The sequence below is a fragment of the Streptosporangium sp. NBC_01639 genome (assembly GCF_045209755.1).
GTDB lineage: Bacteria > Actinomycetota > Actinomycetes > Streptosporangiales > Streptosporangiaceae > Streptosporangium.
Genome location: NZ_CP109272.1, coordinates 7,546,221 through 7,557,398 on the forward strand (window position 1 = coordinate 7,546,221; position 11,178 = coordinate 7,557,398).

12 protein-coding genes are annotated in these 11,178 nt (G+C 67.2%); 10 read left to right on the plus strand and 2 right to left on the minus strand.

Annotation, left to right across the window (positions count from 1 at the left end):
* The first annotated feature begins 77 nt into the window (after positions 1-77).
* The 6 genes from OHA77_RS34315 to OHA77_RS34340 all read left to right on the plus strand — a co-directional run bounded on the left by OHA77_RS34315 (position 78) and on the right by OHA77_RS34340 (position 5,317).
* Positions 78-974 (plus strand): hypothetical protein, encoded by an 897-nt coding sequence (locus OHA77_RS34315; protein ID WP_406313461.1) that lies wholly within the window; start codon positions 78-80, stop codon positions 972-974.
* Positions 975-1,136: 162 nt separating this feature from the next.
* The gene (locus tag OHA77_RS34320; protein WP_406313462.1) at positions 1,137-1,463 is read left to right on the plus strand and encodes a hypothetical protein; all 327 of its coding nucleotides are present in this window, start codon (positions 1,137-1,139) and stop codon (positions 1,461-1,463) included.
* Between the two features lie 531 nt (positions 1,464-1,994).
* On the plus strand, positions 1,995-2,228 hold the full coding sequence (locus tag OHA77_RS34325) for a DUF2283 domain-containing protein (RefSeq protein ID WP_406313463.1): 234 nt from the start codon (positions 1,995-1,997) through the stop codon (positions 2,226-2,228).
* A 468-nt stretch (positions 2,229-2,696) separates the two neighbouring features.
* The gene (locus OHA77_RS34330) at positions 2,697-3,056 is read left to right on the plus strand and encodes a hypothetical protein (protein WP_406313464.1); all 360 of its coding nucleotides are present in this window, start codon (positions 2,697-2,699) and stop codon (positions 3,054-3,056) included.
* Positions 3,053-3,715, plus strand: a complete 663-nt coding sequence (locus tag OHA77_RS34335) for a 2'-5' RNA ligase family protein (protein WP_406313465.1) — start codon at positions 3,053-3,055, stop codon at positions 3,713-3,715. The genes OHA77_RS34330 and OHA77_RS34335 overlap by 4 nt, the downstream gene beginning before the upstream one ends.
* 297 nt (positions 3,716-4,012) lie before the next feature.
* Positions 4,013-5,317 (plus strand): ISAs1 family transposase, encoded by a 1,305-nt coding sequence (locus OHA77_RS34340; protein ID WP_406311517.1) that lies wholly within the window; start codon positions 4,013-4,015, stop codon positions 5,315-5,317.
* Between the two features lie 63 nt (positions 5,318-5,380).
* Here the strand turns inward: OHA77_RS34340 and tnpA are convergent, their stop codons facing one another.
* Positions 5,381-5,809, minus strand: coding sequence for an IS200/IS605 family transposase (gene tnpA / locus OHA77_RS34345; protein ID WP_406313466.1), 429 nt, complete (start codon positions 5,807-5,809; stop codon positions 5,381-5,383).
* A 25-nt stretch (positions 5,810-5,834) separates the two neighbouring features.
* Here tnpA and OHA77_RS34350 point away from each other — a divergent pair, with 25 nt between their 5' ends.
* Together OHA77_RS34350 and OHA77_RS34355 are read left to right on the plus strand one after the other, a co-directional pair.
* Positions 5,835-6,989: an RNA-guided endonuclease InsQ/TnpB family protein gene (locus OHA77_RS34350; RefSeq protein ID WP_406313467.1), complete on the plus strand. Its 1,155-nt coding sequence runs from the start codon at positions 5,835-5,837 to the stop codon at positions 6,987-6,989.
* Between the two features lie 101 nt (positions 6,990-7,090).
* A complete protein-coding gene (locus OHA77_RS34355; protein WP_406313468.1) occupies positions 7,091-7,768 on the plus strand; it encodes a DsbA family protein in 678 nt (225 codons plus the stop codon).
* On the opposite strand, the gene OHA77_RS34360 is transcribed toward OHA77_RS34355, so the two are convergent.
* Positions 7,738-8,367 carry a thymidine kinase gene (locus tag OHA77_RS34360; RefSeq protein WP_406313469.1) on the minus strand — a complete coding sequence of 210 codons (630 nt, stop codon included), beginning with the start codon at positions 8,365-8,367 and terminating at the stop codon, positions 7,738-7,740. The genes OHA77_RS34355 and OHA77_RS34360 overlap by 31 nt on opposite strands.
* Positions 8,368-8,513: 146 nt before the next feature.
* Between OHA77_RS34360 and OHA77_RS34365 the strand changes: the two genes are divergently transcribed.
* Together OHA77_RS34365 and OHA77_RS34370 are read left to right on the plus strand one after the other, a co-directional pair.
* Positions 8,514-8,960, plus strand: a complete 447-nt coding sequence (locus OHA77_RS34365) for a hypothetical protein (RefSeq protein ID WP_326824047.1) — start codon at positions 8,514-8,516, stop codon at positions 8,958-8,960.
* Between the two features lie 157 nt (positions 8,961-9,117).
* Positions 9,118-11,154, plus strand: coding sequence for a hydantoinase/oxoprolinase family protein (locus OHA77_RS34370; RefSeq protein WP_406313470.1), 2,037 nt, complete (start codon positions 9,118-9,120; stop codon positions 11,152-11,154).
* Positions 11,155-11,178: the final 24 nt, after the last annotated feature.

Consider the following 11,178-nt stretch of genomic DNA (forward strand, 5'->3'; position numbering starts at 1 on the left):
CCGGACGGACGTCATAGTAGGGACGGCGCGGCCGTCGGCCCTCGCGCGGGGGGATCGTCGGGCGTAACGTGGCCCGTATGCGCGAGGCACGTGCGGAGGACGCCCGAACCGAAGCCAGACGACTGATCCGTGACCTACTGGGCGAGGAGCGCCCCGACTCCGGTGTCCTGCTCCGTGAGGCGGAGGCCGCCCTCGGCGCGGCCCGTGTCGCGCGCTGCGCCGAACTGGCCCGAGGCGCCCCGCTGACCCGCAGGTCCACCGAGCTCGCGGCCCTGGCCGGGCTGCTGGTCGGCACCCGCGACCTGGGTGAAGAGTGGTGGCAGCGGTCCCGTGGCGGCAAGCTGCCCACACCGGACGAGCTGCTCGGCACCGCGACCGCGATCGAGCCCTGGACGGACCTGACGGTGCTGGAGACGCTCGCCGTCTGGGTCGCCGACGACGTCGCCGACGAGGTGTGGGGCCGTCCGGCAGGGGTGGCCGACCTGAATTCCTGGCAGGCCGAGGACCGCATCGAACTGCCCGAGGACGCCGCCCCCGGACAGCGGATCGTGGTCTCCTTCGACGCGGGTGGCCGGCTCGACGCCGTGGTGATCAGACGGCCTGACGACACTCTCGGCTCCAACCTGGACTTCGACTCGCTGCGCTACTCCCGTCCGGCCGAGGCCCAGTGGAGCTGGAGCGTGGCGGCCGGTCTCGGCCCGCACCCCATGGAGGAGGACCCCGACCCCTACGCGCAGCCGGTGGGTGCCGCCGCCGAGACCCTGCGCGCCTGGGCCCTGCGGCACGGCGCCTCGGCGGAGCAGGCCGGCGAGCCGTGGCAGACCAGGGGCGACGTCATCGCCGCGATCGAGCGCGTCGACTGGATGTGGCGCAGTGGCGAGTGGTTCGCCTGGTGGCGTGCCGTGGCCGCGCTGGCCGACGGCGAAGCCGACCGGCTCACCGCCCGCCTGGAGGACATCGCCGCCGCACCCTGACTCTCTCTGGTTTCCCGACCTTTCTCGATGTTCTGCCGTGCCCTCGTGCGGAAGGGTGCCACCCCCTTCCGCGCCGGACGGTCCCGGCCTGCTTGCCTCACAGGGGATGATCCAGAGCACGGCCTCGCAGCCCTGGCCAGGCGGAGGCTCGGCCGCAAGACGGTGACAGACCCCGCGCTGCACGCTGAGGCGCTCGATCTGCTCAGCCTCCAAGAAGGCGGCGACCCCATCTTGGGCGTCATGTTCGACCTGCACGGCGACATGGTCGGCGCCTTCTCCGGCACCGCCCTTGTCGACTCGACCGCCTACGACCCATTCAGCGAGGTCGCTCACCGCTCCGGCGCCGCACGTGAAGTCCTCGTGGCTGACGGGACTCAGAAGTATATTGAAGAAGTCGAAGGTGGCGACCATATAATCGCAACCGATCCCGAAACAGGAAAGAGCGAATCGCGGATCGTCAGCTGCGCTGATCATAGGGTTTGGTGCTGAGTGCCTTGTCGAAATTCGTGTTGATGTAGACGACGGTGAGGGTAATAAGGTCAGAGAATCGCAGCAACGACGGGGCACTCTGTCTGGGTGATCGATCAAAACCGTTGGGTTGATACGGGCGACCTCATGGCTGGGGTGCGACTGTGCTCCGCCGAAGATGACAATGTGGAGCTACTCGGCGTTCGCCGATACCTTCAGGACGATCAGCGGGTCTACAATCTGACGGTAGAGGCATCCATGCCTACCATGCGGCAGTCGGCAGCGACAAAACTGTTCTTGCTCATAATGTTGGTGGATGGTTTACGGGGCACTCGGCGCAGCAACTCTGGGAACGTGGTGTGAGTGAAGCGCAGGCGCCGTCGGTGCTCAACGGAGAGTCGTTCTTTTGATTCCATGGGGAAAGTGGAATATGAGCTGTTATGATCCGAGGCGGAAAGTATTCATTGCAAATGCTATCGATGGAAATATCCACACGATGATGGTTGACATTTCCAAATTGTATGTTCGCGGACTTTGGAAAGAAGGAAGAAGATGAAAGCGATACGAGTCACGTACGATCCGAAAGTAAACGCAGCTTACCTCTATCTAACTGATCCCAAGGAGTCCAGACGTGTAACTCGCATGTATGCGTGCGATCCAATCGAAGCCAGGGGTATGATCAATATGGATTTCGATGAAAATGACCATCTCATAGGAGTTGAGGTGCTGGCGGCAAATTCAATGCTTTCCGAATATATTCTGGAGTCTGCAGAGATACTGGAGTAATAAGGCTTGGGATTTGGGCCTCGAATGATTCGGAACAAATCCTGGCATTAACGAGGCACCTCCGCTGATTGAGCGGATCGGTTTCAGCGAGGTTCGGCGAAAGTAGGATTCTTAGCAAGTTCCTTTGCGGACGGTCTGCTGAACGGTAGGTCAGTAACCGGAGGTTCCGGCGCCGAACTCATCCAGACGGTTCCTGCTCAGCGCACAGGCAAAGACCGAACGATGGCGTCGCCGATACGCCGATACGCCGACCTGGCACGACGAGGGTATGAGTGCAGTCCGCCGACACCCCTGCGGATTCTGCTCGCCGGCCAAGAGGCCAACGCCGCGGGCTTTCTCGGAGACATCGACCGAGCCCGAGCTGCGTTGAGGCGTGCCGAGGAGACCGCGAATGGTCCGCTGGCGCAGGACTCAGGCGTGTCGCCATGGTCATGTCCCCGGCCCCGCCAAGCTATGTACGCGCTCTCGGTGGCCCTGCAATCGGGTAATCCGGAGGCGGCGCTACAGGCCGCGGAGATGGCGGACGCCGCATGGGCGTCAGGGGAGGCGTATGTGCACGGGACATGGGCGCAGATCCGGTTCGGCGCGGGCAACGCCTACGTGATGATGGGCGACCTCTACGGCGCAGCCGACCAGATCGCGCCCGTGATGACCATGCCCACGGAGCTCCGTATGGCAACCATCACCAATTACCTCGTAGAAATGGACGCACGCTTGAAAGATCGGCGCTTCCATGGCTCTGATACCGCATCCGATCTGCGGGACCAGATCCGGGAGTTCACCTCTGCCGCTCTGACGGCAGACGGTGCCATCGAGGAGGACGATTGAGCCCACTACCGGAGCAGATGGCCGATCGCTGGCAGGGACGACGAATGCTCCCACCGGGACAGGGGCAGCTCTACTGGCATGTCCTCTTTCACGACCACCCGGAGGTCCGTGCGACAGCGCGCGAAGCCCACCAGCGGTTGGCCGGCCTCCCCGGCCTGCATCTGGTGCCGCATCAGTGGCTGCACCTGACAACGCTCATCGCCGGTCTGAAGGATGAGATCACCGACGAGCAGGTCAACGTGATGCTTGTCGAGGCCGACAGGCTGCTCTCCCGGATACGGCCCATTACCGTGACGCTGGGGCGCGTGCTGTACCACCCTGAGGCACTCTTGCTGGAAGCCCGCCCCGCAGACGCCTTGACCCCGATGCGCGAAGCGGTACAGGCCGCGACGCGCATCGCGACCGGCCGTGAGGGTGTTCTCGCGCACACGCCGTGGACGCCTCATGTCACCGTGGCCTACAGCAGCGCGGTGCAGCCTGCGGCTCCGGTGATCGCAGCACTGGGCCGACGCCTACCGGACTGCGAGGTCACCGTACGCGGCATCAGCCTTGTTCTTCAGGACGGCCCGGAGTATGCCTGGGACTGGCGTCCGATAGCGGAGGTGCCATTGGGGACGGCACTCCCGAACACCGCGCGGTGTGAGCGAACCCACCGATGAGCCGACCCGTGACGGTGAGGGAACAGAGGAGGTGGGAGGCAACGGTTTCAGCGTGATCTGGCGTGGAACCCCGGGCGTTTACGCCCGGGAGGAAACGACAGCGCGGGAGGGCCGCCAGGCCCGAACGGTGCCCTGACGGCCAGGGCCCCGGCAAGTTGATGTTTTGAACGGATTCGTTCGTATTCGTCCAGCGGCGTAAGTAGGGGCGGGTAAGGAAATACCAAGCCCGCAACGACGGAAAGGCACGGCTCCCGAAGATCAGAGGTGTCTAAAGCCGCCTGATCGAATGAGGAAACCGTGCCTGTCGCGCCATCATCGCTGATCAACGCTGTCGGCTGCGAGCAAGTTGGGCAAACGGATACCGATTCTTCCGCCCGGCTGAAGCTCACCGACCGGTTCGCCCTGATTTCCGACCCACGCTCAGCGCGAGGGCGACGCCACTCGCTGGCCTCGATCCTGGCGATCGTGGCATGTGCCACCGTGGCGGTGGGCGGCGACTGCCTGACCGCGATCGAACAGTGGGCCGACAACGCCCCCCAGCAGGTCCTGGCCGACCTGCACATCTGGCGCGATCCATTCACTGGCCTGCACCAGCCGCCCAGCGAACGCACCATCCGCCGCGTCCTGGCCGGCTTGGACGGTGACGAACTCGACGCCTGCCTGGCAACCTTCCTCGGCCAGCCGCCCACCGTCGAACCGCACGAGCGCGCCCCAGCACCGGTGAGCCGGCGCACCGAGCGCGAAGCCCGCCGCGCCGCTCGCCGATCTCCCGCGCAGACGCCGGGCCTATTGCCGGCCTACGCCGTCGACGGCAAGCGCCTCAAAGGTGCCCACCACCCCGGCGGCGGCCGCGTTCACTTGATCAGCCTGGCCGCCCACCTCGACGCCACCGTCCACGCACAACGCCAGATCCCCGCCAAAAGCAGCGAGATCAGCGCCCTGGACGCGCTGCTGCGTCAGGCCACCGACACCGAACTGACCGGCGCTGTCATCACCGCCGACGCCCTGCACACCCAGCGCGCCTCCGCACGACTGCTGATCGACGACCATCACGCGCACTACGTCATGATCGTCAAAGCCAATCAGCCCACTCTGCGCGCCGCCGCCATCACCGCACTGACCGGCCCTGACGCCAACTTCATTACCGTCACCCACCGCGAGTTCGACCGCGGACACGGCCGCACCGAGCACCGCATCCTTCGCACAGCCCCGGCCGGCGACATCGATTTCCCCCATGCCGCTCAGGTCTTTCGCATCCTGCGCCATCGAGGTGGCCTGGACGGCATACGTCACAGCAAGGAAGTCTGCTACGGCATCACCGATCTGACTCCGCGGCAGGCCGGACCGGCCCAGCTCGCCGCCTACGTCCGCGGCCACTGGAAGGCCATCGAAAACGGCGTCCATCACGTCCGCGACGTCACCTTCGCCGAGGACGCCTGCCAAGCGCGGACCGCCACCTTGCCCCGCGCCTTGGCTGCTTTCCGCAACCTCGCCACCGGCACCCTACGCCGAGCGGGCCATGTCAATATCGCCCATGCCCGCCGCGATTACGGCTACGACCACCAGCGCGTCCTTGACCTGTTCAACCTCGGACCGAAGTGATCACACCGACCAAATCACAAACTTGCCGGGGCCCTGCCCTGACGGCTGGTCTGCGTGAGTAGCTCAGTCCGGCCGTTTCTGGTTCTCGATGTACTCCTTGATGATCGCCAGGGGTGCGCCGCCGCAGGACGCGGCGAAGTAGCTGGGCGACCAGAAATGGCCGCCCCACAGATACCGGCAGATGTGGGCCGGGAACTCCTTACGCAACAGCCGGGCCGAGACGCTCTTGAGGGAGTTGACCAAAGTCGAGAGTGCCACCTTGGGTGGATAGTGCACCAGCAGGTGGACGTGGTCGTGCTCGCCGTTGAACTCCACCAGTGTGGCGCCGAAACTGTCGCACACCTCGATCATGATGTCTTCGCAGCGGCGCAGGATCTCGTCGGTGAACACCTTGCGTCGGTACTTGGGCGTGAAGACCAAATGGGCATGCAGGCTGTAGACCACGCTACGGCGCCGCCGAATAACGGGATTGGGTTCCCATCGTGGTGACATGGACTGAACGGTAATGTGTTCGATCGTGAGGCTGGTGGTGCAGGTGAAACTCCTGCCGACGCCCGAGCAGGCGGCGGCGCTGGAAGCGACCCTGAACGCCGTCAACACCGCCGCCTGCCAGGTCTCCCGGCTGGCGCATCAACAGCGGACCTTCCGCAACTACGACCTGCGCAAGCACGCCTACGAGGAAATCAAGGCCGGGTATGGGCTCGCCGCCCAGGCCGCGCAGCACGTGATCAAGAAGGTCGCGGACGCCTACACCACCCTGCCTGCCAACCTCCGCAACGGTAACCTCGGCAAACCAGGCTCAGCGCGCAGACGGAGCGTAGAGTCCACACCCATCGCCTTCCGGCCCGACGCCGCCCAGCCCTACGACGACCGCTGCCTGTCCTGGCAGATCGACGTGGCGACCGTGTCGATCTGGACCGTGCGCGGCCGGGTGAAGAAGGTGGCGTTCACCGCCTCAGCCGAGCAGCTGAAAACCCAGGCGGCTCACCGCAAGGGCGAATCCGATCTCGTGCACCGCGACGGCATGTGGTTCCTCATCGCCACCTGCGATCTACCCGACGTCCCGCTCACCCCTCCGGGCGGGTTCGTCGGAGTGGACCTGGGCATCGCCAACATCGCCACCACCAGTACCGGTGCGCGACACAGCGGCAAAGGCCTGAACGCCGTCCGGCATCGACAGCGCGAACTGCGCCGCCGTTTGCAAGCCAAAGGCACCAAATCCGCCAAGCGGCTGCTCAAGAAGCGCCGCCGTACGGAAGCACGGTTCGCCGCCGACACCAACCACCGCATCGCCAAGCAGATCGTGACCGAGGCAGAACGCACCGGGCAGGGGATCGCTCTGGAAGACCTCCAGAACATCCGTGACCGGGTACGGCTTCGCAAGCCCCAGCGGGTCACGCTGCACTCGTGGTCGTTTCACCAGCTCGGTGCGTTCATCACCTACAAGGCGGCCCGGGCCGGGGTCGCTGTCATCCATGTGGACCCTTCCTATACCAGCCAGCAGTGTTCGGCCTGCGGGCATGTGGATAGGAAGAACCGGCCCGACCAGGAAACCTTCCTCTGCACGTCGTGCGGCTTCGCTGAGCACGCCGACGTCAACGCGGCCCGCAACATCGCCTCACGCGGTGTGGCGGGCTGGGCAGTGAGTCACGCTGCCGACGACGCGGCCTGAACTGTCGAAGCCATCGACGGCGAGGAGTTGCAAGCTCGGTCGTTTACGGCCGAGAAGCTGACTGGTGGAATCACCGGGTCTCCGGGCCCGTTGCAGGGGTTGTGAAGGTCGAAATTTACTCAGACGTCGTCTGTCCCTGGTGCTACATCGGGCACACCCGCTTCGCCCGCGCCGTCGAGCGCTACCGGGCCAAGGGGGGTGAGGTGGAGGTCGCGTTCCGGCCGTTCCAGCTCGCGCCGGATGCGGAGTCCAACGGCGAGCTCACCCTGAAATGGGCGGCGGCCAAGTTCGGCGGGGCCGAGCGGGCCGCGCAGATGTTCGGGCACGTGAGCGAGGTCGCGGCCGAGGACGGACTGGCGCTGGACTTCGACCACTCCATCCAGGCCAACACCTTCGACGCGCACCGCCTCATCCAGCTCGCCGGGGAGCAGGGCAAGGGGGAGGAGGCGCTGTACGCGCTCTTCCGGGCCCACTTCACCGACGGCCTCGACGTCGGCTCGCGCGAGGTGCTCGCCGGGCTGGCCGACGAGATCGGCGTACGGGCCGACCTGGACGGCGAGGACGGCGCCGCGGCGGTGAAGGAGGAGCTGTCACGCGCCCGTTCCCTGGGCGTCAGCTCGGTGCCGCTGTTCCTGTTCGAGGGCCAGTTCGCCGTCTCCGGCGCCCAGCCCGAGGACACTCTGCTCGCCGCCCTTGAGGAGGTCGCCGAGCGGACCGGCCAGAGCCCGGCCGCGGGCCAGGTGGAAGCTCACGCCTGGCCGAGGTTGCCGGAGCGGTAGTGGCGGCGGCAGAGCACCTGGTAGCGGATCGGGTCGGCGCCGGTGTCCCCGATGACCACCTGCTCGCCGGTGTGCACCAGTTTGCCGCCGACCACCCGGGCGTTCAGGCGGCCGGGCCGGCCGCACCAGCACAGGATCTCCACCTGCAGGCGGTTGATCTCGTCGGCCAGCTCGAACAGCCGCTGGGCGGCGGGGAACATCTGTGACCGGAAGTCCGACGCGAGGCCGAAGGCGTAGACGTCGATGCCGAAGTCGTCGGTGAGGTCGGCGAGCTGCTCGATCTGCTCGACGGTGTAGAAGCACGCCTCGTCGCAGATCACGTAGTCGATGCGCTGGTGCCCGCGTACCAGGGCCACCAGGTCGAGGTCGTCGACGACCTCGATGGCCTCGCTGCCCAGGCCTATCCGGCTGGTCACCTGCGGGCCGCCCGAACGGTCGTGCTTGGTGAGCACCAGGCCGCGCCTGCCCTGGCGGCCGTGGTTGTAGTTCATCTGCAGGGCCAGCGTGGACTTGCCGCAGTCCATCGGGCCGAAGTAGAAGCGCAGCACCCCGTCGCGGGACCCGACGGGGACGGTGGAGAGCGCGGACGATTCGGTCACGGGGGGTCAGCTTAGTGGGTCTGGTGGGAGTGTTTGGGCAGGCGATGCGCTGGTAAGAGTGGTGAACCAATGTGACATAGCCTGACTTGGCGCTATTGATCGAAGCATGGGAGATTAATTTTGGCCTATCGAAAGTGGGAGACCCTGTGACGACCACCAAAAACTCCGGTCCACCTCTCAACAAGATCCCCGCACCCACGTCTCCGGCCATGTCGTCGGCCGAGACCACCGAGATGCCCATCGCCCTCGCGGCGATGATGAGCGAGGACGAGACCGTCGCCGCGCAGGCCGAGGCGGCCCGCTGGCGTTACGGCTTCTACGTCGTCGTCACGGGCCTGGTCGTCCTGCTGATCGCCTTCGTGGTGATCGCGTTCCGCAACGGCGAGTCCGCGGCTCCCTTCGCCGGCCTGGTCGGCGTCTCGGGTGCCATCATCGGCGCCTACTTCGGTGTCCAGGTCGGCCAGTCCGGCAAGGACCGGGTCGAGGCGGAGCTGCGCCGTACCAACGAGATGGCCATCCGGCTCGCGGCCAAGGTGCACGCGCACGACGCCGACGCGGTGATCGGCTCCACCATGGGCCCCCGCCGCCGCTGACGGTGACCCGCCCGGCCGCGGTCCCGCACCGCCGGCCGTGCCCGCGGTGATCGGCCCGCTGCGGACGCCCACCCCCCAACAGTGCCCAAGGAGGCGGCCCGGCTTCGGCAGGGTCCGCCCATTTACCTGATCCGCAGAACTGGGTAGACACGGGGGCATGCGCAGCGTCCGTATAGGGGTCGACACCGGGGGCACGTTCACCGACGTGGTCGCGGTGGACGAGCAGACCGGTGAGATCACCACTACCAAGACCCCCTCCACACCCGCCGATCCGGCTGACGGGTTCCTGGAGGGGGTACGGAAGGTCCTGGAGAAGGCGGGCGGGCAGACCGTGTCGGCGGTCGTGCACGGCACCACCGTCGCCACCAACCAGCTCCTCGAGGACCGCATCGCCGATCTCGGCTTCGTCACCACCGAGGGCTTCGAGTTCATCCTGGAGATCGCCAGGCAGAGTGTCCCCGACGGATACGGCAACTCCTACTTCTGGGTCAAACCACCTCGGATCGTCCCGGTGCACCGGGTCAGGACCGTCGGCGGGCGTCTCGACCACACCGGCGCCGAGGTCCGGCCGTTCGACGAGGAGGCGGCCGTGGCCGCGGCCGGGTGGTTCCGGGAGCGGGGGATCACCGCGATCGGCGTCTGCTTCCTGCACTCCTACGCCAACCCCGCACACGAACTCCGCATGCGCGAGATCCTCGAACGGGAGCATCCCGGCGCGGTCGTCTCGATCTCCAGCGACGTGCTGCGCGAGTACCGCGAGTACGAGCGGTCGGTGACGACCCTGGTGGACGCCGCGGTCAAGCCGACCATGCGCCGCTACATCGCCGGCCTCGCGGACCGCCTCGGCATGCCGTTCTCGGTGATGAAGAGCAACGGCGGCGTGCTGTCGGCCGCCGAGGTGGTCAACCAGCCGATCACCACCGTGCTGTCCGGCCCGGCGGCGGGCGCGCTCGGCGCCGCGCTGATCGCGTCCACCGCCGGGCACCCTTCGGTGATCACCCTGGACGGCGGAGGCACCTCCACCGACGTCGCGGTGGTGGTCGACGGGGAGCCGTCGCTGACCACCGAGGGGAGCGTCGGCCGCTACCCCTGCAAGATCCCCATGATCGACATCGTGACCGTGGGGGCGGGCGGCGGGTCCGTCGCGTGGATCTCCCCGGAGGGCACGCTGAAGGTCGGCCCGAAGTCGGCCGGCGCCGATCCCGGCCCGCTCTGCTACGGCCGGGGCGGCACCGAGGTCACCGTCACCGACGCGCACGTCTTCCTCGGCCGGGTGCCCCCGCACCTGCTCGGCGGGGAGATCCCGCTGGAGGCGGAGGCGGCCAGGCAGGGGATCGAGACGCTGGCCGGCAAGCTCGGGCTGAGCCCCGAGCGGACCGCGGCCGGCATCCTGGAGATCAGCGCATTCAACCAGTCCAACGCGATCCGCCGGCTCACCGTCAAGCGCGGCCTGGACGTGCGCGACTTCCCGATGGTCGCCTTCGGCGGCTCGGGCCCGCTGCTGGTCTGCCGGCTGATCGACATCCTCGGCCTGCCGTCGGTGACCGTCCCGCCCGACCCGGGCAACGTGTCGGCGTTCGGCCTGCTCACCGTGGACGTCAAGAACGACTACGTGCGTACCTTCGTCACCCGCGACCTCTCCCTCGACGCCGCCGCGGAGATCTTCGGGGAGCTGGAGGGACAGGCCGCCGAGGCACTCGACCGTGAGGGGTTCACCGCCGACCGGCACGTCTACGCGCGCAGCGCCGACCTGCGCTACTACGGGCAGGCCTACGAGGTGCGGGTGCCCGCCCCGGCCGGCCCGCTGGACGAGGCCTGGCGCGCCGAGGTGCTGGACCGCTTCCACCGGGCGCACCACCGGCTCTACGGCTACGGCTACCGCGACGACCCCCGGCACGGTGTCGAGTGGGTCAACCTCCGCGTCTCCGGCATCGGCCCCATCACCCGCCCGGCCATCGGGCGCCGGCCGTACGGCACGGCGGATCCGCGGCCGGTGACGGTCCGTGAGGTCTTCTACGACGCGTGGGGTCCGGCGCCGATCCACCGCCGTACCGACCTGGCCGCCGGGGCCGTGGTCGCCGGTCCGGCGGTCATCGAGGAGTACGGCTCCACCCTGCCGCTGCACCCCGGCTTCACCGCCACCGTGGACGCGTTCGGAAACCTGGAGGTCCGCCGTGGACGCGAGAAGGGGTGAGCGGCCGACGGGCGGGGAACGGCC